Source organism: Natrinema caseinilyticum, from assembly GCF_024227435.1.
Taxonomy (GTDB): domain Archaea; phylum Halobacteriota; class Halobacteria; order Halobacteriales; family Natrialbaceae; genus Natrinema; species Natrinema caseinilyticum.
In genome coordinates, this window is the sequence record NZ_CP100446.1 from 80,719 (window position 1) to 100,929 (window position 20,211).

Below are 20,211 nucleotides of genomic sequence, written 5' to 3' on the forward strand. Positions count from 1 at the left end.
TAAAGGCCGCCAGTATCGCCGAGTGGCCATTTTATAACGGGTCGTTCGGTTACTACGTTCGATTTTTGATAGAAAAAGTAGGCTGCCGCCCGACCACTCAGTAGGATTTCGGAAGATCCAGTTCCCGCTCGGCGATGAAGGTCTTCGCCAGTTCGTTCGAAACAGGACCGATCTGGAAGAACCTGGCATCCCGCCACAGCCGATTGATGTCGTACTCTTCGGTTACGGACCAGCCCCCGAACGTCTGCATTCCGACGTTCGCGGCCTCGTAGGCGGCGTTCGATGCAGCGACTTTCGCCGAATTCGCTGCGATTCCGACGTCCTCGCCCCCGCGGTCGTAGACGTCCGCCGCTCGTAGCACCTGAAGCCACGCGCCCGTGACGTTCACCTTCGCCTCGGCGAGCGGAAGCTGGATTCCCTGGTTCTTCCCGATCGGGCGGTCGAACACTTCGCGCTCTCGAGCGTATTCGGACGCCATATCGATCGCGAGTTCGGCGGCACCGGCGAGACCGGCCGCGAGAGTGATCCGCTCGGTGTTCAGCAGGTCGAGAACGTGGTACCATCCGCGTCCGCGTTCGCCGATGAGGTGGTCGTCGGGCACCTCGACGTCGTCGAGGAAGAACTGCGTCGTCGTCTCCGTCCGTATCGCGACCTTGTCGATGGGCGTCACCGTGACGCCGTCCGCGTCAGTTGGTATCATGAACAGCGAAATCCCGCTGCTCGGACTCGAGTCGTCCTTCGGGGACGTCCGAGCGACGACGAGGACGTGATCCGCGATATCGGCACCGGAGATGAACACCTTCTCGCCGCTCAGTTCCCACCCCGAATCGGTTTTCGTGGCGCGCGTTTCCATCCCGAGCGCGTCGAACCCCGCGCCCGGTTCGGTGATCGCGAAGGCCGGAATGGCCTCGCCCGTGACGATATCCTCGAGGAACATATCACGCTGGGCCTCGGTCGTGTAGTTCGCGAGCACCTCACCGACGAACATCGTCCGCGCGATCGGTAATACCGGAACGAGACCGGCATCGCACTTCGCCATCTGCTCCAGGACGACCGCCGCGTCCTGAAGGCTGGAGTCGGACCCGCCGTACTCTTCGGGGAGGGTCATACTGACCCAGCCCGCTCGAGCGGCGTCCTTCCAGAACGACCACGGGAATTCGTGGTCGTTGTCGTGGGTTCGCCAGTAGTCGCGGTCGTAATCGCTCATCAGGTCGGCCACAGAGCGACGAATCAGTCGCTGCTCCTCGGAATACTCGAACTCCATAGGAGCGTGTTCTGCGCGATGATATATTAAACCCCTCGCCAATCTGAGGTGGCGAATGTGAACGCCGAAGGCCGGTGACGTGTGCACCGACGCGAACCGAGAACGGCGATCGGACGGCGGGTGGGTCCCGAGGCGTTCGCAGTTCCCTGATACCGTTCGACACGGGTTCCGTCGGATCCTCACCGGTTCGTCTCGTCGATTCCTCGAGGGGCTCGGAGACGGAACCCGCCACGGAGCGTCCCCTCCGTACGCCGTTCGATCGTCACTGGTATCGGTGGTTCGCGCCGTCGGAAGCTGACCGATTCCTGTCTCGTATTACTCGCCCGAAATAGGACGTTACCCCGGTCGACCGTCGGCCGAAAACTCGGCGTCGGTCACCGAACAGACGTCCACCGGCGAGCATGTCGGCGGTCGGACGGCCAACGGCGAGCATGTCGGCGGTCGGACGGCCTCCATCGTGCCCCGTCGGTCCCCCGACCGACGGCTCACGCGTGAGCGATTTCGAGTTCGAGTTCGTTTACCGTTTCCAGCAGCGCGGTCGAAAGCTGATCGTTCACGCCGCGACGACCGAGTCGGTTCGCCGGCACCGAGACGCTCATGCTCCCGAGGACGCGCTCCTCGTCGTCGAAGACCGGGGCGCCGACCGACCAAAGTCGCTCGACGTACTCGCCGTCGTTGAACGCCAGTCCTCGCGTGCGTACGTTCTGAAGTTCCTCGCGGAGATCGTCGGGATCGGTGATCGTGTCGGGCGTGACCGACACGAGGTCGGAGTCGGCGATGACCGACTCGATTCGCTCCGTCGGGAGGTTGGCGAGTATCGCCTTCCCGCTCGCGGTCGTATGGAGGGGCACGAAGTCGCCAGGGTGAACGCCAGTCCTGACGGCGTTTTCCCCCGTCTCCGAGTAGAGAAACACGCCGTCCGTCCCCTCCCTGACGACGTAGTGGGCGCGTTCGCCCGTTCGACGGGCCAGTTCCACCACTTTCTCGCGTACGGCAACCTGGTGTGGCTCCCGACGCCGGGTGTCCAGGCCGAGCGTGAGAAACCGAAACGAGAGTTCGAGTTCGTCGCCGGATTGGACGAGGTAGCCCGCGTGTTTGAGCGTCTCAACGTGACTGTGAACGGTACTTTTCGCGAGACCGGTTTCGTCCGCGAGCGCCGTCACGCCAACCCGGTCGCGTTCGTGAACGACCTCGAGGATCGCCAGTGAGTTCTCGGTTGCGTCGATCATGGATTCCCCGGCAGGGGTCGAACGTGCGTTCATCGCGGTTCGCCTCTGCCGAACGAGATCGACTTCGTTCAGACGGATTATAAGAGTACTGTTTGTCGTTCGGCTCTGACGAACGAACCGTCATTCCGGCACCGCTCGTCGGCTGCCACGTCCCGTCTGGAAATCGGTACGACGTCGGGAGGTTGCAGGCGATGGCGGCCGGAAACCAACCCCCACGTCGGACCTGCTTTCCCGTTCATCCCTTCCGAACGTCGAATCGCTCCGACCCCCGTCCCGTCACGTTATTTTACCCGTTTTCCGCAGTTGTTTTATTGCAACGTTTATGGTCCCCGGTCGTGTCGACTGTACCATCCGCTATGATCGGAGAAGACACGTTTCTGACGGACGAGGAAGAACAGTACCTGGCCGACGCGATAACTACCCTCGAGACCGAGGTGTTCGTCGACGGGCTCGGCTACGACCACTTTCGGGCCTTAGACGAGAACGAGGTGAGCCGCGAGGACTGGCAGGAGTACGTCAGCCGAATGGGCGAAGCCGGCTTCAATTGCATCTCCGTTCCCGAGGAGTACGGCGGTCCGGGCGGCACCATTATCCAGACGGTGCTGGCCGAACAGGCTATCGGCTACTGCGGCAACATCGTTCACGCCTGCCAGACGTCGCTGACCCAACACGTCGGGCGCACGATGTACGAACACGGCGATCAGCACATCAAAGAGACCTATCTCGAGCCGATGGCCTCGGGCGACCTGGTCGTTTCGCAGGCCTACACGGAGCCCCGAAGCGGGACCGACATCGCCCACCTCGACACGAGCGCCGAGAAGGACGGTGACGAGTGGGTCATCGACGGGGAAAAGCGGTTCATCGACTTCGCGCCATACGCCGATTTTTACTTCACGCCCGTGCGCACGAGCGGAGAAGACGGCGACCGCGACGGCGTCTCGATCGTCGTGATCGATCGCGAGACCGACGGAATCGAGCTCGTCGAGGATCAGTCCGACTGGCACGGCTTTCGCGGCACCGGGGCATCGTGGATGCAGTTCGACGACGTCCGCGTGCCCGAAGAGAACCTCGTCGGAACCGAAGGCGATGCGTGGTCGTACATCACCGACGAACTCAACCTCGAACACCTGACCGTCGCCCGTTACTGTCTCGGCGCGAGCCAGCAGGCGCTCGAAATCGCCGCCAACTACACGGCGAACCGCGAGGTCAACGAACGACCGGTCTCGCGATATCAGGCGGTCAATCACAAGATCGCCGAAATGACGACGCGTCTCGACGGCGCGTACCTGCTCAACACCCGGGCGGCGCGAATCATGGACGACCGCGGCGTCTCCACCGGCCGAATGGAGAGCGCGATGGCGAAGTGGCTCGGAAACGACCTGGCTCACGAAATCGCCGACACCTGCATCCAGATCATGGGCGGAATCGGGACGACGACGTCGTATCCGATCGAGCAGATCCAGCGGGACGTCCGCGCTGGCAGGTTCATGGGTGGCGCAACCGAGGTCATGAAGAGCGTCGTCCAGTCCGACGCCTACAAAGAGTTGCTCGACGAGGAGTTCGACGGTGATCTCGTCGGGAACGAACGCGAGGGACTCCCCTGGTTGAACGCGGACCAGCAGCCGGCGCGGACCGGAGACGAGTAGGAACGGCCCGCGGCGTCTCGGGGCGACACCTCACTCGACGAGTTCGTTCAACAGACCGCCGGGTTCCGTTTTCGATCGCGGCTCTCCCTCGAGCAGGTCGTCGAACTGTGCGGCGAGATCGGTCGCGTTCCACCCGCCCTCTGCCGTCAGCGATCGGTCCCACTCGGGATCGGTGACGGTGAAGACAGTATCGCCGCCGATGGCGAACGTCCAGCCGTTGACATCCGTCGCGTCGTCGGCCAGCAACACGATGGGAAGTGCGACGACTTTCTCGGGCCCCAGCTCGTCCTGTGGAAGTTGCTCGAGGACGTCTTCGGGGACGTTCGCGTCGAGCATTCTGGTGATCGCCGCCGGCATCATCGCGTTGACGCGGACGTTGTACCGGTGGAGTTCGCGAGCGGCCGTTCGAGTGAGCCCGAGAATGCCCGCCTTGGCTGCGGAGTAGTTGATCTGGGACGCGCTCCCTCTGGACGACGCCGACGATACCGACACGAACGAGCGCTGGGAATCGAGGCCCTCGGCCTTGCTACGTTGGCGCCAGTAGCCACCCAGGTGATGGATGAGATTGAAGTGACCGGTGAGGTGGACGTCGGTCACCGCCTTCCAGTTCTCCGGATCCATATTGAACAGCATGTCGTCCCGGAGGAAGCCGGCGTAGTTGACGGCCCCGTCGATGCGGCCGTACTCCTCGACCGTCTCCTCGACCAGCGACTCGACGTACTCGTAGTCCGTGATGTCGCCGAAGCTCGCCATCGCTTCGCCGCCGTTTGCGGTGATTTCGTCGACGACGTCGTGGAGCGGTTCCTCGTCCGCGCCCTCGCCGTGGGGTTTCGACCCGAGGTCGCTGACGACGACGGACGCACCCAGCTCCGCCATCCGGAAGGCCGTTTCGCGGCCCAGACCGCTCGCACCGCCGGTGATAATCGCCACTTTGCCGTCGATCATCGCGTCTCACCGTCCTGGTACTCGACGTTCTCCTCGACGACGTCCCAGATGTCGCGAGCCATCGGCTCGTGAATCTCCTCGTTTAGGTGCCCGACGAGTCCCGCAGACCGGGCGACGAGCGCGATCCCGCGAGCGACGATCGGGTCGAGGCCGAGTTCCGACACCCCCACACCGATCGCGCCGGTCGCGTTGATCAGCGGACGCGAACCGAACTGCTCCTCTGCCGCGTCCTGAACGTCGTAGATGAACTCGAGGTACGGGCCGTCCATCCCTTCCTCCTCGAGAATTTCGAAGATCCGGTCGGTGCGCGGGTCCGTGGGTTCGTGCTCCGGGTGACCGAAGCCGGGGAGTCGGTCGTGTGCCGCGACGACGTCACGGGCGACGGCCTCGCTCGAATCGCCGTTTTCGATCCGCGAGACGCCGTCCTGAACGATTTCGGCGACGTCCTGCATCGATCCGAGGAAGGTCTTCCCCGCACCGAGCAAGCCACTCGAGACCGCACCCTGTACCGCTTCGGGCGCCGAATCGTACGTGAGCCGCGCCGCGATCACGCTCGGGGTGACCCCGTGTTCGACGACCGTGACCAGGAGCGTATTGAACACGCGGGACTCGGAGTCGGTCGGCATCTCGCCCGTCAGATGGAAGTAGAAGAATTCGCCGAAATCGAGGGTTCCCATGAGATCGTCCGTGAGATCCGCCCCTCTGACGGTGATTCGCTGCTCGTCCGATGTCGCTATCGATGTACGTAAGGGTCTCTCACCCATGGGGGCGTATTTCCCGCACCGATTCTTATACTTACTCCCCCTCGAACTCCGGATCGCGGTCCTCGAAGAAGGCGTCGACGCCCTCTCGGTGATCGTGCGTCGCCCGGAGGAGTCCCTGAGTGGTCGATTCGTTCCGAAGGGCCGTCGAGAAGTCGACGACGGCCCCGTCGTTCAAGTTCTGTTTCGCCAGCACGAGTGCCTCCGTCGGAGCCGTCGAGAGGTCCGCGACCCACTCCTCGACCAGTTCGTCGAGTTCCGCCGCCGGAACGGCATCGTTAATCAGCCCCATTTCTGCGGCCTCGGCGCCGGAAATGGGCTCGGCCGAGAACACCAGTTCCTTCGCCTTGTGGAGACCGACGAGTTGCGGAAGCAAGAACGAGCCCCCGAAGTCGACCGACATCCCGACGTTCGAAAACGACTGGCCGAACGTCGCGTCGGTGGCGGCGAACACGAGGTCGCCCGCGAGCGCGAGGTTCGCACCGGCACCCATCGCGAAGCCCTCAACTTCGACGATCACCGGTTTCTCGAGGGAGAACAGGTGCTCGACCGTGTCTCGCACCTGGAAGATGACCTCGCGTCGCATCTGGGGCGGCGTGACCTCTCGTTTGCGGCGCCGCCGCATTCGATCGATATCACCGCCGGCACAGAACGCATCGCCGGCGCTCGATAACACGACGCACCGGACGTCGGGGTCTCGCTCGACCGTCTCGAGAGCGTCCGAGAGGCGAGCGACCAGGGCGTCGTTCAGCGCGTTGTACTTGTCCGGTCGATTCAACTCGATTCGTGCGGCACCGTCGGATACGTCCAGTCGAACGGGGTCGTCAGTCATTGCGTCTCACCCTCGTCTCGGAGCTGATTCCGTTTTATTTTGCCGGTTATCGTTTTCGGAAGCTCGCCGACGAACTCGATCTCGCGGGGGTACTGGAACGTGGCCAGATTCGATTTGACGTGTTCCTGCAGTTCGTCGACCAGATCGGCGGACGGCTCGACGCCCGCCGCCGGTTCGAGGACGGCCTTGACGATGTTCGTCCGCTCGGGGTCGGAAACGCCGACGACCGCCGCCTCCTTCACCGCGGGATGGCCGTTCAGGCTGGATTCGACCTCCGCCGGGCTGATCCGGTAGCCGGAGCTGATGATCATGTCGTCCCGCCGACCGAGGTACCAGACGTAGCCGTCCTCGTCGATCGACGCCGTATCGCCGGTTCGATGCCACCGTCCCTCCCGTACCGCCGCCGTCGCCGCGGGCCTGTCGAAGTACTCGAGGTACATGGTCGGGTTGTCGTCCATCGCGACGGCCAACTCGCCCGATTCGCCCGCCGGGAGTTCGTTTCCGTCGTCGTCGAGGATCGTCACCTCGAACCCGGGGAGCGGTTTTCCAAGCGCCCCGAGTTTCTCCGCTCGCTCGTCGCCGAGGGGCGGATAGCCGACGCTGTAACACTCCGTCTGTCCGTACCCGAGCGTGCCGAACGCGCCGAACGCCGCTTCGGCCCACTCGAGCATATCCGGCGTGACGCGCTCGCCACCGGCCGAGACGACGCGAAGGGACACGTCGTACGAGTCGATCGTCTCCGGCGGGAGATCCATCATCTTTCGGAGCGCCGTCGGTGCGGTGACGAAGATCGTCACCCCGTAGGCCTCGATGAGTTCCAGCGCCCGCTCCGGATCGAATTTGCCGTCGTATTTCACGATCGGCATGCCGAGCGTCCAGGCCTCGAGCAGGTTCGCAAAGCCGCCCGCCCAGGCGAGGTCGCCCGAGTGCCAGAGGAGGTCGCTCTCGTGGAAATCGCGCATGTACTGGCCGGCGATCCGCTGGCCGATCGCGTACTGGTGGGCGTGGAGAACGCCCTTCGGATCGCCGGTGGTGCCGGACGTGTAGAACAGCTGTGCCGGATCGGTCGGCGCCGTCTCGACGGGATCGAACGAGCGGGAACAGCCCTCGACCAGCTCCTCGAACGGAATCGGCCGGTCCCCGGTCTTCGATTCGGACTCGTCGCCGCGGACGAGGACGACGTCCATGGAATCCGCGTAGTCGATCTCCGCGAGCTTCTCGAGTCCGCCCTCGTCGGTGACGAGAAGTTCGGGTGAGGCGTCCCGAACGCGATCGGCGACCCCGTCGGGCGCGAACAGGTGGTACAGCGGCATGTTGATCGCACCCAGTTTGAGGCCGGCCAGCGTCACGGTCAGGTACTCGGGGAGCGTCGGGAGGAAGATCGCGACGACGTCCCCCCGTTCGATGCCGTGGTCGCGAAACGCGTTCGCACACCGGTTCGAGAGCCGAGCGAGTTCGTGAAACGTGTACGATTCCGCGTCGCCGTCGGCGTTCTCCCAGTAGAGTGCCATCGCGGACCGATCGGTCGCCCACCGGTCACAGATGGCTTCGGCCATGTTGTACGTCTCCGGAACGTCCCACTCGAACGACTCGTAAAGGTCGTCGTACTGGCCCGGCTCCAGGTTCCGCAGATCGAAGTCGGTGCCCGTCATCAGAGGCCCACCTCCGATGCGATCGTCTCGAGTTGGATCTCGGAGGATCCCTCCGGAATCCGCATCACCCTCGCGAACCTGAAGATCCGCTGGATCGGATACTCGTGGCTGAGCCCGTTCGCGCCGAAGATTTGCACGGCGTTGTCGGCGGCCTCGTACAGCTTTTCCGTCGCGTAGTACTTCGCGATCGCCGCGTGTTCGGCGGGATCGGCTCCCTGGTCGATCAGCCACGCCGCCTTGAGAACGAGGTTCTCGACCGTCGCCCGCCAGGTCGCAATTTCGGCCGCCATGCGGCGAACGTGCTGTCGCTTTCCGATCGGGACCCCCCAGCTCTCGCGCTCGTTCGCGTACTCGACGACTTGCTCCTGGAGATACTCGAGCAGGCCGGCGCACCGAGCGGCGATTCTGACGCGGCCTTTGTTCAGGAATCCCATCGCGAGATGGAAGCCCTCGCCGCGCTCGCCGATCAGCTGAGCGTCCGGAACGCGACAGCCGTCGAACGCGACTTCCGCCTGCATGCCGTCGTTGAGCATCGTCTGTGTGATCCGTCGGACTTCGAAGCCGGGGTTATCGGTGTCGAACATGAAGGCCGAAATGCCGTCCGCGCCGGACGCGTCGGGATCGGTGACGGCGAATACCTGGCCGAAATCCGCGTACGGGCTGTTCGTGATCCACATCTTCGTTCCGTCGATCACCCACTCGTCTCCGTCTCGTTCCGCCGTCGTCGCCATGTCGGTCGCGTCCGACCCCGAACTGCTCTCGGTGAGGGCGAAGCAGGCGCTTTTCTCTCCGCGGACGGCCGGTTCGACGTACTCGCCAACGAGGTCGTCGTTCAACGTCAGAAAGTTCGGATGGGGGCCCGGAGCGCTCTCGATCGCGTGGATATTCAGGCCGTAGCCGTGCGAATACAGACGCGAAACCAGATGCACGAGGCCCACGGTCGTGATACCGTTCCCGCCGACCGATTCCGGCATATCGGCGCCGTAAAACCCGACGTCACCAGACAGTCGACGGACCTTCCGGACCAACGCCAGCGCGTCGTCCGTCAGTCGGCCGTCGGAACGCAGGCGATTGTGATCCGGAACGAGGAGATCACGGTTGCGCTCCTCGAGCGGGCGCAGTTCGCGTTCCACGAACTCACCCAGGGTCTGCTCCATCAGCTGTATCTCCTCGCCAGGTTCGAACGTAACCATCGTGGTACCATTTCCCACATCATCGCATAAAACTAGGCACGTCGGTGCACGACGGCTCGCCGCCCGAGACACCGGTCCGCTTGCGTGACTCGGGTACCCGGCTCGGTATCGGTCGGCAGGAGGTCCCTCGGTGTCCGTTTCGATACCCGCGGTCAATCGTCGTCGCCGGGAGCCACCGCTTTCGTCCCGTCCAACTCGGTCGTCCACGGGAGCCCTTCGTACTCGGCCCCGACCAACTCCCCGTCGAACTCGTCGTCGGCGATCCGTTCGTAGACGTCGTGCTGGATGATGTTCTTGATGACCTCGGTCGCTCCGCCGAGGAATCTCCCCGTGCGCATGTCGCGTTGGATCCGTTCGACCGGGTACTTGTCGGTCGTTCCGATGGCGCCCATCACCTGCATCGACGCGTCCGCGATGTCGAACGCCGCTTCGTTCCCGAAGTAGCTCGTCATCGCCGATTCCAGTCGGCCGGCGCCCATGCCGCCCTCGTCCAGACACCTCGCCGCCCGGGTGTTGAGCAGGTAGGCGGCGTCGAGTTTCGTCGCGCTTTCGGCGATCTGATGGCTGACGGCCTGGTATCGCGAGATGCTCCGTTCGTCGACGTCGCGATGGAGCGTGTAGTTCGCAGCGATCTCCAGGGCCTGTTCGCTCGATCCGAGGCAGTACCGCGCCATCGTGATGTGTTCCAGGTTCAATTCGTCCGTGATCATCGGCCACGCGGCGCCTTCCTCACCGACGAGGTTCGTCTCGGGGACGGCCACGTCGTCGAATCGCAGCCACCGTGCGTCGGACCCCCGATAGCCGTGCCAGGAGCTCTGCTGCTCGATCGTCTCGAGACCGTCGGCGTCCGCGTCGACGACGAAATACGATATCCCCTCGTGATCGCCGTCCTCACCGCCGGTTCGAACGGGAACCAGCATGAAGTCGGCGTAGCCCGCGAAATCGACGAACCGCTTCTCGCCGGTGACGACCCACTCGTCGCCGTTACGCTCGGCCTTCGTTTGCATGTGTGCCAGATCCGTCCCGCTTCCCGGTTCGGTAAAGGCCTGGGCCGCGATCTTCTCGCCGCGGAGCCACGGCCTGAGGTACGTCTCTTTGACGTGGTCGGTGCCGTACGAGTACAGCGTCCGACCGCCGTGTTGAGACATGGACACCTGACACGCCTGCATGATACAGCCGGCGTACGCGACCGCCTGGACGGTCAACGCGGTCTCCAGAAATCCGAGTCCCGCGCCATCGTACGCTCGAGGAACGGGGACGCCGAGGAGGTCGCGGTCACCGACGCGCCGCATGAACGTCCGCCAGTCCTCGCTCGTCTCCTCGTTCCGATCGAGGTCGCGGAGGTGTCGTTCGTCGAGTTCGTCGACGAGAACCTCCTCTTGCAGCATCGCCACGGTCGATTCGAGATACTTTCGCTCAGTTTCTGTAAGGGACGTGTCAACACCGATCATCGGACGCAGTTTCCACCCCGGCATTGATAAGAGTACCCATGGTTTGGGAAGGCATAGTAACGTCAGCCGCGCGCCGGCCGACCCGACGAAACCGGCGTCGCGGGCGCGTTCTCGGTAGTGTGAGTGAAGTGCCGAAGCGCATCGTTCAGTCCCTCGCGTCCGAGATGCACACGAGCGACGAGTCGACTCCCGCATCCGTCGGGAGACCCGTCGAGTACCGTGCTACGGATCTTCGAACGCCGGCTCTCGATCATCGAGAAACGCCGCCATCGCTTCCCGCTGGTCGTGGCTTCCGAACGCCCGGCCGATGTCACCGATGCTGGCGGCCATTCCCGACTCGAGGCCGTTCGATCGAAATCGGTTCATAACGCGCTTTTGAAGCGTCATTACGCGTGGGCTCTTCGCCGCGAGGTCAGAGACGAGGTCGTCCACCGCGTCGGCGTACTCGTCGACCGCGACCGAATCGGTCACGATTCCCAGTTCCGACGCGCGAGCGCCGTCGATCGGATCGCCCCTGTAGATCAGTTCGTTCGCGATTCCCTCGCCGACGAGTCGGAGGAGCAAGCCGCCGTGGATCACCGTCGGAAGCCCGACGTTGACTTCGGGGAGTCCCAGCGTCGCATTGTCAGTCGCAACGCGGAATTCACACGCCATCGCCAGTTCGAACCCCGCGCCGAGCGTGTACGTCCCGCACCCGCAGACCGTGACCGCCTCGAGGTCTCGGATCGCCTGAATCGTGTCGTAGAACGCGGCCAGGAGATCCTGACCCTCGTGGGGAGTGAGATCCTGCGCCCACTCGAGGTCCAGCCCGGCAGTCAGACCGCGAACGCCGTCGTCGGGTTGTGGGGCCGCGACCGTGAGGACGGAAACCGCATCCGGTGTCGATTCGATCGCCTCCCGAACGTCGTGGGCGAGTTCCAGCGAGAGGAGGTTCAGTTCGTTCGCGTCGATTCGAAGGTGTGCGACGTGGGGCCGGTCGGGTTCCTGTGTGAGAGAGACACTCATCGTCGTCGGATTCGAGCGGCGACTCCTTGAATCGTGTGATGTCTCGTCTCCGACGAACGAGTACCGCCGTCGCTGGCGTCGACAAAACGGCTGCGTCCGCGGGTCTTCGTCCCGCCTCGCCTACTCGATAGCGCCGTTGCTTCGGAGGCGTTCGATCTGATCGCCAGAGTACTCGAACTGCTCGAGGACTTCGGCAGTGTGCTCGCCTTTCTCCGGTGGCGGAGTGCTGTATCCGGGTCGGTCGCCGTCGGAGCCGAACGTGAACGGGAGGGACGCGACGTCGACCGGCTCGTCCGCTTCCGGGTTGTACGATTCGGTGAGCATGGATCGCGCTTCGAGGTGTGGGAGTTCCACGACTTCGTCGATCGTTCGCACCGCGGCTGCGGGGACGCGCGATTCAAGCAGGAGGGTTTCCAGTTCCTGGGCCGTGAAGGAGGCGAACGCCTCCTGTAGCTCTTCACGGAGTTCCGACCGGTGTTCGATCCGATCGTCCATCGTGAGATACCGCTCGTCGTCGATCAGGTCGGATCGGTCCACGGCCTCACAGACTCGTTCGAACATGGCCTGCGTCATCGTGATCATGTACACGTAGCCATCGGACGCCTCGAAGAGACCGTTGGGAGCGCTTCCGATGCCTTTCAGACCGTTCCGTTCCGGAATCTCCCCCGTCGTCTCGTAGTTTGCGATCCAGTACGACATCCAGGAGATACCGACGTCGAAGAGCGAAACGTCGATGTAATCGCCTTCGCCCGTCTGATCCCGCTCGCGGATCGCAGCCATGACCGCGAAGGCCGCGTTGGTGCCGGTGCCGCAGTCGATCAGGCTCGAGCGGATGCGAACCGGCGGCTGATCCGGATACCCCGTCGTCGCCATCAGCCCCGAGATCGCCTGAATAGCCGGATCGTAGCCGGGATAGTCGTGATAGGGTCCCGTTTGACCGAATCCGGACAGCGAGCAGTAGACGATCCCCTCGTTGTCTTTCGAGACGGTTTCGTAATCGAGGCCGTACTCTTCTAAGACACCCGGGCGGAAGCTCTCGACCAGCACGTCCGCTTTGGCAGCGAGATCGCTGAGCAAGTCACGCCCCTCGTCCGTCTTCAAATCGACGCAAATGCTCTTTTTTCCGTTGTTGTACGCGGTAAAAAGACTTCCGTTCATCAGGGGGCGGAAGGCGTCTCCGCTCGGCGGTTCGACCTTGATTACTTCCGCGCCCATCTCGCTGAGCATCTGCGTACAAACCGGCCCCGCTATCGACTGAGTGAGATCGACGACATCGATATCCTGTAATGGCTGCATGCGAAGTAGTCGCCGAGACGGGTATATAAATATTCGGACGTCGGACCGTCCGGGGGTCGCGAGCATACCGTGGTGACACCCGCGAGTGTCCGATCCGAGGACACGACACCCGATTCCCGTAGAGACGGCCGCTCTCACCCGACCTCACCGGTACTACCATTATGTACGAGAACGATTAGCGAGGCGAAGCAACATGAAAGCGCACGAGGCAGTCATACGACTGTTCGATGCGGAGGGGATCGAGACGATATTCGCGCTGATGAGCGAAGATACGATGAGTACGCTCTCGACGTTACAGGAACACTGGAGCGGGGAGATGCGCGTCGTCCACTCGCGCCACGAGCAGGGAGCCGTCGCGATGGCCGACGGGTACTCGCGTGCGGGCGACGACGTCGGCGTCTGTATCGTCGGTCGAGGCCCCGCGATCGCACAGACCGGAACCTCCCTCGTCACCGCTCGAAAGAAGGGATCGAAGCTCCTCGTTCTGGTCCCGGAGCCGCAACTGTCCGACACCTACGACATCAAAGCGTTCGAACAGGAGTCCTTCCTCGAGTCGACGGTGGGAACCGTCCGCACCGCTCGCAGCGCCGACACGCTGCTCTCGACCGTAGCGGAGGCCTTCCGGAGCATTCGAGCCGGGGAGGGGCCGATCGCGGTACAGGTCCCGTGGGACGTCCTGGACGGTGAGATTCCGGATTCCGACGTCGACCTCGACGTCGAACGAGACCGACCGGCCGACCCGACGAACGCCGTCGGATCGGACGCACGAGTACACCCCGACGAGAGTGCGGTCGACGCGGCTCTCGACCTGTATCTCGATTCGGACGCGACCAAAGTCCCGATCGTCGTCGCCGGTCGCGGCGCGATCGAGGCGGACGCGAAGGAGGCGATCGTGTCGTTCGCCGAGCGGACGAACAGCGTCCTCGCCACCACCCTGCAGGCTCGAGGGTACTTCGACGATCATCCGTTCTCGGTCGGGTTCACCGGCGATTTCGGAAGCAACATCGCGAACGAACACTTCCACGAGAGCGACTTCGTCCTGGCGGTCGGGTGTCGCCTGACCCCGTACACGACGGACTCCGGCCATCTCATCGACGACGAGGCGAAAGTCGTCCACATCGATACGGACGTCTCCTCGATCGGCCGGTTCGAATCGGTCGACCTCGGCGTTCGAGGCGACGCCCGGCTGACGGTCGAGGCGTTGACCGAAAAGCTCGAGGCGCACGGAATCGACCGAAACGGAGAGTTCTGGACGGATCGGCTCGAAACCCGGATCGCGGAAACGCCGACGCTGGACGAGGGTGACTTCCCGGAACAGGAGGGACGAATCGATCCCCGTGATCTGGTGAGAGGCCTCGATCGGTACCTGCCCGAAAACCGGCTGGTCGTCAGCGACGGCGGACACTTCTCTCGATGGGTTCTCGACGGGGTCTCGACGCCGGAACCGGGCGATCTGCTCTGGACGCTGGACTTCGCCGCGATCGGGCAGGGGCTTCCACACGGAATCGGCGCCGCGTTGAACGCGGGCGATCGCACGCCCGTCGCGGTCTGTGGCGACGCCGGCTTCATGATGGCGCTACAAGAGATCGACACGGCCGTTCGCCACGAGGTCCCGGTGACGATCGTCGTCATGAACGACAGCGCACTCGGAACGGAGTATCACAGCCTGCTGACCAGCGAGTACAGCGCGGACGTCGCCCTGGTCGAGTCGCCCGACGTGGCCGACGTCGCACGGTCGCTCGGGGCCGACGGGTACACCGTTCGCTCGTCCGACGACCTCGAGGCGATCGGTGACGTTCTCGGCTGCCACCCGGACGGACCCGTCGTCGTCGACTGCAAGACGAACAGCGCCGTCCGCCACCGCAGTAAGATGTGAGAATTCCTCGAACCGAATCGCATCGACCCCTGCCTCCTCGGTCATCCCCGCTCTCATCGTCATTCGGCGTCCCCGTCTCCTCGGCCATCCCAGCTTGCATCGTCATTCGGCGTCTCGCGTTCATCGAGAGTTCGTCGCGGCACGTCTCGAGAACGACTTCCCACACCGTGTGGCCTGCATCAGCGGCTTCCCAAGCGCCGAACAGCGCCGACGGCGAACAGGATCGACACCGAGCACCGATATGTTTTCGTGCCTGTGCCGAAATGGAGGGGCATGGATCTCGGACTGGACGGACACGTCGCGCTCGTCACGGCCTCGAGTAGCGGACTCGGAAAGGCGGCCGCCACGGCCCTCGCGAGGGAGGGCGCGAACGTCGTGATAAACGGCAGAGACGAAACGCGACTCGCCGAGGCGGCGGAAGAAATCAGGGCCGTCGCGTCGGGGGAGGTGGTCGCACAGCCGGGCGACCTCACGGACCCCGAGGATATCGAAACCCTCGTTTCGCGGCCGCTCGAGGAGTTCGGACGCCTGGATCACCTCGTCACGAGCGCCGGTGGCCCGACGCCGATGCGTCCGCTGGAACCGAGCGACGAGGAGTGGTACGAAGCCTACGATCTGCTGACGATGAGCGTCGTTCGGCTCGTCCGCGAGGCGGCCGACCACCTCCGGAGCGGTGACGGTGGCTCGATCGTCGCCATCACCTCGATCGCGACCAAGCGGGCGGGAGCCGGGAACGTCCTCTCGAATTCGGTGCGAACGAGCGTCGTCGGCTTCGAGAAGACGCTCGCGAAGGATCTCGGACCCGAGGTGCGCGCGAACGCCGTCTTGCCGGGCGTCCACGAAACGCCACGGTTGCGGGAGGTGTTCGACGCCGCGGTCGAACAGGGCGAATACGATTCGTACGAGGATGCAAAGGCCGCCCGGGTAAAATCGATCCCGACCGGCCAGATCGGCGATCCGACCGCGTTCGGTGATACGGTCGCATTTCTGTGCTCCGGTCGGGCGAGCCACATAAACGGCGCGGCAGTCCCGATCGACGGCGGCGAGAGCGATTCCATTTTCTGACGGTCCGACCACCCTCGAGCGAATCGAACGCGAACCGATTCACCGACCGCTTACTCCCTCGGTATCGACGCGACCGTTTCCCCGCTCAATACGACGGTTCCGTCGTCGGTCGTCGCCTCGAGATCGGCAGTGACCACCGCAGCGGCATCGCCGTCTTCCACGTCGGTGATTTCGCCCGTCACCGCGATCGTATCGCCCGGAAACACCCGGCTCTGAAACCGGATCGTAAATCGGTCGACCCGATCCATCCCGAACCAGTCGGAGACCATGTGCGAGGCGAACCCAGCCGTAAGCATTCCCTGTCCGAACACGCTTTCGTTGCCGGCATCCCGCGCGTACGGTTCGTCGTAGTGGATGGGATTGAAGTCGCCGCTCGCACCAGCGTACCGGACGAAATCTTCCCGTTCCAGTTCTTCGACGACGACTTCCGGACCCGTCTCCCCGACCGCAACGTCGTCGGCGGTGAGCCGTCGCTCGTGGCGATCAGTCATCGTCGTCACCCTGGGCCGCGAGTTCGATTCGCGTGAGCCGTTCCGTGAGAACGTGCTCGCCGTCCGCGTTCCGGTACGCGGTCTCGAGCACCGCGAAGGTCATCGTGCCGCCGCGAGACCCGTCTCGTTCGTAGACGTCGACGAGCGTCGTCTTTCCCGACAGCACGTCGCCGGCGTGTATCTGCTGTTCGTAGATGTACTCCTGCTCGCCGTGGACGACCCGAGACTGATCGAACCCGAGGTCGAACCCGTGATCGAGGCCGATTCCGTCGGGCCGATAGCGTGGGAAGTAGGCCGTCCGGGTAAACGTAAGCGGTGCGGGAATCGACTCGTACCCCTGCTCTCGCGCGGCGGCTTCGTCTCGAAAGGCCGGGTTGTCGTCTTTGATCGCCCGTGCGAACTCCTCGACTTTCCCGGGTTCGACGACGAGATCCTCCACCGTGGTCACCGTGCGACCGACTTGCGCTTCCAGCTCGTCGAGCGATTTCGACGGCATCGCTCAGAACGCGTCCCCCGACTTGTCGAGCGAGAGCCCCCGACCGATCTCGTCGGTGAACCGTTCGGCGATGTCTTCGGGCGTCCATCCGCCGTTCTGATAGCCGAGTCGGAAAATTTCGGGGTCCGAAACGAAGCCGACCGCGTCCCCGGCGGCCCGGACGGACCAGCCGTTGATCTCCGACGCCTCGTCGCTGAGCATGTACGCGACGAGCGGAGCGACTTTTTCCGGCGGGAGTTCTTCCTCGGTAAACGGCTGCTTGTCGTCCGGAATATCCTCGATCATTCGCGTGTATGCGGTCGGGACGAGGGCGTTTACCCGAATGTTGTATCTGCCGAGTTCCTTCGACGCGGCCCTCGTCAACCCGAGTACCCCCGCCTTCGCAGCCGAGTAATTGGACTGGCCGACGTTACCAAGCGCCGACCGACTCGAGACGGAGAGGAACGAACGACCGTCCTCGAGATAGTCGTCGGTGTCACGCGCAACCTCTCGCCAGTGCGCCGCGAGGTTTCGAAGCAGTGCGAAGTGGCCGCGGAGGTGGACGTCGATCACGCTGTCCCACTCCTCGTCGGTCATTCGGTAGAGTATCGAGTCGTTCAAGATCCCGGCGAAGTTGACGGCGCCGTCGACGCGACCGTATTCGTCGACGGTATCGGCGACCAGTTCTTCGGTGTAGTCCGTCGAACTGATGTCGCCGAAGTGAGCCATCCCGTCGCCGCCGGCCTCGTTGACGGATTCGACCGTTTCAGCGGCCGGTTCCGTGCTTTCGCCGTCACCGTGGACGTCGGATCCGAGGTCGTTGACGACGACCGTCGCGCCGGCCTCACCGAGTTCGACGGCAGCACACTCTCCGAGACCGTGACCGCCACCGGCCACGATAATAACCTTGTCAGATAACATCAGTTCCTCAATGCTGTCAGTACCCAATAAATCCCCCAGATACGCGCTCAGACCCGGTCGTTCCGTCATTCGGCACCTGTCGGATCGTGGAGAGTCCGGGTCAACAACGCCGGTGTGACCGCTGGCGCTCGCGATTCACCCACGCCACTGGAACTGAGTCGGCCATCGAGGAGCGGGACTCGGGCGCCAAACGTGTGCCGACAGCGTGGATTTCTCTCGTGGAAACCGAGCGCGGAGCGACGACGCTCGCCGTTCGAGCATACGGAATCTTTATCCGCACCGATGGGGGAGTGACTCACATGGCAGCATACACCGATCCCGGGACGGTGAAGGCATCGCGGACGGCCTTCGAGATCATCGAAACGCTCGCTCGAGATGACGGCGGTCGAGTCACCGAGATTGCCACGGAACTGGGGCTCGCAAAGAGCACCGTCCACCGGCACCTGACGACGCTCGAGGACCTCGAATACGTCGTCAAAGACGGTGACGAGTACCGAATCGGCTTCCGGTTTCTGAAACTGGGCGAGCAGACGAGAAAACGCACCGACGCGTACCAGATGGCGAGAAAGAAAGTTAGGAAGGTCGCCGAGCAAACCGCGGAACGAGCGCAGTTCGTCGTCGAGGAACACGGAAAGGCAGTCTACGTGTTCGGGGCGACCGGTGAACACGCCGTCAAAACCAACTCTGAAATCGGCAAATATCGACCGCTCCAATCGATGGCCGCCGGGAAAGCCATCCTCGCTGCGCTCCCCGACGAACGCGTCGAGGAGATTGTTCGCCAGCACGGACTGCCATCGATGACCGAGAACACGATCACGGACAGGGACGAACTCTACGAGGAACTCGATGCGATCCGGGAGCGAGGATACAGCATCAACGACCAGGAAACGCTGCTCGGTCTTCGAGCGATCGGCGTGCCGATCGAGCGCCCGGACGGTGGCGTCTTCGGTGCGCTCAGCGTGTCCGGCCCCACGCATCGGGTGCAAGGCGATCGCCTCGAGGAATCGATCCCGAACATCCTCCTCGGAACGGCGAACGAACTCGAACTGGACATGAAATACTCCTGAGTCGCTGCCACCGTCTCGAAAGCGCCCCGCGGACTCGACGGATAGACCCGACCGAAACCCACTCTCCTCCGATCTTCGGTCGTATTCTGCCATCGTTGCCGACCCGTTCGGCGTCTCAACTGCCGACTCGATTCGATCGGTTTCGACTTTCAGTTTCCCTCGAGTACGGCATCTTCCGATCAGCCTCAGTTCCCTCCGTTCGACTATCCGGTCGGCACACGTTTCGCGGTAGTTCGTTCCGCGATGGAGAACGAGAGTCGGGTTGCTGTCCCCGACTTACAGGCTGGAATACTTGTCGCGCCGGAACAGGTCCAACTCGGTTACCGCGTTCGGCGTCTCCTGGCGTGCAGCGAAGGCGATCGCCTCGGCGATGGCTCGCGGCCCGGTGACTTCGCCCGGTTCGAAGCGCTCCTCCGAGGTTTTCTCGCGATACTCCTTGCCGAACTCCGTTCGGACTTCCGACGGGTTCACGATGCTAACGGCGATGTCGTCGGTGCCGACCTGCCCCGCGAGGCTCTTCGCGAAGCCGCGGGTCCACCACTTCGTCGCGGCGTAAATCGGCGATTTCGAACGTGGATTCTTACCCGCCGCACTCGCGACGAAAAGGAGCGTTCCGTCCGTTTCCCGCAGGTGTGGTATCGCCGCACGCGCGGCGTAGAACATACCGTCGACGTTCACGCCCATGACGGTTCGATACTGATCGGTCGGAAACTCCTCGACGGTCGTCTCGGAGGTGGTCGCGATTCCCGCGTTGTTCACCAGTACGTCCAGCTTCCCGAAAGTCGAGACCGTTTGCTCGACGACGGCCTCGACGTCGGACTCGTCGCTCACGTCGGCCGGACAGACGAGCGCCGTCGCATCCGTCTCGGACTCGATTTCGTCCGCCAGTTCTCGCAGCCGCTCTTCCCGACGGGCGACCAGTGTAACGTCCGCACCGTCGGCCGCGAGAACGCGCGCCGTCTCTTTTCCGATTCCCGCGCTCGCTCCGGTGACGATCGCTGCGGTGCCTGCCAGTGATTCGGTAACCATCGTCGGAGGATTA

Annotated in this window: 18 protein-coding genes; 4 read left to right on the forward strand and 14 right to left on the reverse strand. The window is 63.6% G+C overall.

The annotated features are described in order from the left end of the window. Positions 1–97: 97 nt before the first annotated feature. Both NJT13_RS19790 and NJT13_RS19795 read right to left on the reverse strand, forming a co-directional pair. Positions 98–1,264, reverse strand: coding sequence for an acyl-CoA dehydrogenase family protein (locus NJT13_RS19790; protein ID WP_254525878.1), 1,167 nt, complete (start codon positions 1,262–1,264; stop codon positions 98–100). Positions 1,265–1,749: 485 nt separating this feature from the next. Then, positions 1,750–2,493: an IclR family transcriptional regulator gene (locus tag NJT13_RS19795; protein ID WP_254525879.1), complete on the reverse strand. Its 744-nt coding sequence runs from the start codon at positions 2,491–2,493 to the stop codon at positions 1,750–1,752. A 356-nt stretch (positions 2,494–2,849) separates the two neighbouring features. Between NJT13_RS19795 and NJT13_RS19800 the strand changes: the two genes are divergently transcribed. Continuing rightward, positions 2,850–4,139, forward strand: a complete 1,290-nt coding sequence (locus NJT13_RS19800) for an acyl-CoA dehydrogenase family protein (protein ID WP_254525880.1) — start codon at positions 2,850–2,852, stop codon at positions 4,137–4,139. Positions 4,140–4,169: 30 nt separating this feature from the next. Here NJT13_RS19800 and NJT13_RS19805 read toward each other — a convergent pair whose 3' ends face one another. The 8 genes from NJT13_RS19805 to NJT13_RS19840 all read right to left on the reverse strand — a co-directional run bounded on the left by NJT13_RS19805 (position 4,170) and on the right by NJT13_RS19840 (position 13,274). After that, positions 4,170–5,084: an SDR family NAD(P)-dependent oxidoreductase gene (locus NJT13_RS19805; RefSeq protein WP_254525881.1), complete on the reverse strand. Its 915-nt coding sequence runs from the start codon at positions 5,082–5,084 to the stop codon at positions 4,170–4,172. After that, complete coding sequence (locus NJT13_RS19810; RefSeq protein WP_254525882.1) at positions 5,081–5,848, reverse strand: citryl-CoA lyase; 768 nt, start codon at positions 5,846–5,848, stop codon at positions 5,081–5,083. Before NJT13_RS19810 ends, NJT13_RS19805 begins: the two co-directional genes overlap by 4 nt. A 31-nt stretch (positions 5,849–5,879) precedes the next feature. Further along, positions 5,880–6,677, reverse strand: a complete 798-nt coding sequence (locus NJT13_RS19815; RefSeq protein ID WP_254525883.1) for an enoyl-CoA hydratase/isomerase family protein — start codon at positions 6,675–6,677, stop codon at positions 5,880–5,882. Continuing rightward, positions 6,674–8,329 (reverse strand): acetate--CoA ligase, encoded by a 1,656-nt coding sequence (locus NJT13_RS19820; RefSeq protein WP_254525884.1) that lies wholly within the window; start codon positions 8,327–8,329, stop codon positions 6,674–6,676. Before NJT13_RS19820 ends, NJT13_RS19815 begins: the two co-directional genes overlap by 4 nt. After that, a complete protein-coding gene (locus NJT13_RS19825; protein ID WP_254525885.1) occupies positions 8,329–9,522 on the reverse strand; it encodes an acyl-CoA dehydrogenase family protein in 1,194 nt (397 codons plus the stop codon). The genes NJT13_RS19820 and NJT13_RS19825 overlap by 1 nt, the downstream gene beginning before the upstream one ends. Positions 9,523–9,674: 152 nt before the next feature. Next, positions 9,675–10,973 (reverse strand): acyl-CoA dehydrogenase family protein, encoded by a 1,299-nt coding sequence (locus tag NJT13_RS19830; RefSeq protein WP_254525886.1) that lies wholly within the window; start codon positions 10,971–10,973, stop codon positions 9,675–9,677. A gap of 222 nt (positions 10,974–11,195) precedes the next feature. Next, the gene (locus NJT13_RS19835) at positions 11,196–11,978 is read right to left on the reverse strand and encodes an enoyl-CoA hydratase/isomerase family protein (protein ID WP_254525887.1); all 783 of its coding nucleotides are present in this window, start codon (positions 11,976–11,978) and stop codon (positions 11,196–11,198) included. A 120-nt stretch (positions 11,979–12,098) separates the two neighbouring features. Then, positions 12,099–13,274 (reverse strand): CaiB/BaiF CoA transferase family protein, encoded by a 1,176-nt coding sequence (locus NJT13_RS19840; protein WP_254525888.1) that lies wholly within the window; start codon positions 13,272–13,274, stop codon positions 12,099–12,101. A gap of 193 nt (positions 13,275–13,467) precedes the next feature. Here NJT13_RS19840 and NJT13_RS19845 point away from each other — a divergent pair, with 193 nt between their 5' ends. Together NJT13_RS19845 and NJT13_RS19850 are read left to right on the forward strand one after the other, a co-directional pair. After that, a complete protein-coding gene (locus NJT13_RS19845) occupies positions 13,468–15,150 on the forward strand; it encodes a thiamine pyrophosphate-binding protein (protein ID WP_254525889.1) in 1,683 nt (560 codons plus the stop codon). Between the two features lie 273 nt (positions 15,151–15,423). Continuing rightward, positions 15,424–16,215: an SDR family oxidoreductase gene (locus tag NJT13_RS19850; RefSeq protein WP_254525890.1), complete on the forward strand. Its 792-nt coding sequence runs from the start codon at positions 15,424–15,426 to the stop codon at positions 16,213–16,215. A 50-nt stretch (positions 16,216–16,265) separates the two neighbouring features. Here NJT13_RS19850 and NJT13_RS23310 read toward each other — a convergent pair whose 3' ends face one another. The 3 genes from NJT13_RS23310 to NJT13_RS19860 are packed head-to-tail and all read right to left on the reverse strand — an operon-like array spanning position 16,266 to position 18,102. Continuing rightward, positions 16,266–16,706, reverse strand: a complete 441-nt coding sequence (locus NJT13_RS23310) for a MaoC family dehydratase (RefSeq protein ID WP_340681206.1) — start codon at positions 16,704–16,706, stop codon at positions 16,266–16,268. Continuing rightward, positions 16,699–17,202, reverse strand: coding sequence for a MaoC family dehydratase N-terminal domain-containing protein (locus NJT13_RS23315; protein ID WP_340681207.1), 504 nt, complete (start codon positions 17,200–17,202; stop codon positions 16,699–16,701). Before NJT13_RS23315 ends, NJT13_RS23310 begins: the two co-directional genes overlap by 8 nt. Positions 17,203–17,205: 3 nt before the next feature. Beyond that, on the reverse strand, positions 17,206–18,102 hold the full coding sequence (locus NJT13_RS19860; protein ID WP_254525891.1) for an SDR family NAD(P)-dependent oxidoreductase: 897 nt from the start codon (positions 18,100–18,102) through the stop codon (positions 17,206–17,208). Positions 18,103–18,401: 299 nt separating this feature from the next. On the opposite strand from NJT13_RS19860, the gene NJT13_RS19865 reads away from it, so the two are divergent. After that, positions 18,402–19,169 carry an IclR family transcriptional regulator gene (locus tag NJT13_RS19865; protein ID WP_254525892.1) on the forward strand — a complete coding sequence of 256 codons (768 nt, stop codon included), beginning with the start codon at positions 18,402–18,404 and terminating at the stop codon, positions 19,167–19,169. Between the two features lie 276 nt (positions 19,170–19,445). On the opposite strand, the gene NJT13_RS19870 is transcribed toward NJT13_RS19865, so the two are convergent. Then, positions 19,446–20,198 carry an SDR family oxidoreductase gene (locus NJT13_RS19870; RefSeq protein ID WP_254525893.1) on the reverse strand — a complete coding sequence of 251 codons (753 nt, stop codon included), beginning with the start codon at positions 20,196–20,198 and terminating at the stop codon, positions 19,446–19,448. Positions 20,199–20,211: the final 13 nt, after the last annotated feature.

Bases quoted from the DNA above. Each gene is read 5' to 3' on its own strand.
- NJT13_RS19790 (WP_254525878.1), bottom strand. From the start codon at position 1,264: ATGGAGTTCGAGTATTCCGAGGAGCAGCGACTGATTCGTCGCTCTGTG.
- NJT13_RS19795 (WP_254525879.1), bottom strand. From the start codon at position 2,493: ATGATCGACGCAACCGAGAACTCACTGGCGATCCTCGAGGTCGTTCAC.
- NJT13_RS19800 (WP_254525880.1), top strand. From the start codon at position 2,850: ATGATCGGAGAAGACACGTTTCTGACGGACGAGGAAGAACAGTACCTG.
- NJT13_RS19805 (WP_254525881.1), bottom strand. From the start codon at position 5,084: ATGATCGACGGCAAAGTGGCGATTATCACCGGCGGTGCGAGCGGTCTG.
- NJT13_RS19810 (WP_254525882.1), bottom strand. From the start codon at position 5,848: ATGGGTGAGAGACCCTTACGTACATCGATAGCGACATCGGACGAGCAG.
- NJT13_RS19815 (WP_254525883.1), bottom strand. From the start codon at position 6,677: ATGACTGACGACCCCGTTCGACTGGACGTATCCGACGGTGCCGCACGA.
- NJT13_RS19820 (WP_254525884.1), bottom strand. From the start codon at position 8,329: ATGACGGGCACCGACTTCGATCTGCGGAACCTGGAGCCGGGCCAGTAC.
- NJT13_RS19825 (WP_254525885.1), bottom strand. From the start codon at position 9,522: ATGGTTACGTTCGAACCTGGCGAGGAGATACAGCTGATGGAGCAGACC.
- NJT13_RS19830 (WP_254525886.1), bottom strand. From the start codon at position 10,973: ATGATCGGTGTTGACACGTCCCTTACAGAAACTGAGCGAAAGTATCTC.
- NJT13_RS19835 (WP_254525887.1), bottom strand. From the start codon at position 11,978: ATGAGTGTCTCTCTCACACAGGAACCCGACCGGCCCCACGTCGCACAC.
- NJT13_RS19840 (WP_254525888.1), bottom strand. From the start codon at position 13,274: ATGCAGCCATTACAGGATATCGATGTCGTCGATCTCACTCAGTCGATA.
- NJT13_RS19845 (WP_254525889.1), top strand. From the start codon at position 13,468: ATGAAAGCGCACGAGGCAGTCATACGACTGTTCGATGCGGAGGGGATC.
- NJT13_RS19850 (WP_254525890.1), top strand. From the start codon at position 15,424: ATGGATCTCGGACTGGACGGACACGTCGCGCTCGTCACGGCCTCGAGT.
- NJT13_RS23310 (WP_340681206.1), bottom strand. From the start codon at position 16,706: ATGACTGATCGCCACGAGCGACGGCTCACCGCCGACGACGTTGCGGTC.
- NJT13_RS23315 (WP_340681207.1), bottom strand. From the start codon at position 17,202: ATGCCGTCGAAATCGCTCGACGAGCTGGAAGCGCAAGTCGGTCGCACG.
- NJT13_RS19860 (WP_254525891.1), bottom strand. From the start codon at position 18,102: ATGTTATCTGACAAGGTTATTATCGTGGCCGGTGGCGGTCACGGTCTC.
- NJT13_RS19865 (WP_254525892.1), top strand. From the start codon at position 18,402: ATGGCAGCATACACCGATCCCGGGACGGTGAAGGCATCGCGGACGGCC.
- NJT13_RS19870 (WP_254525893.1), bottom strand. From the start codon at position 20,198: ATGGTTACCGAATCACTGGCAGGCACCGCAGCGATCGTCACCGGAGCG.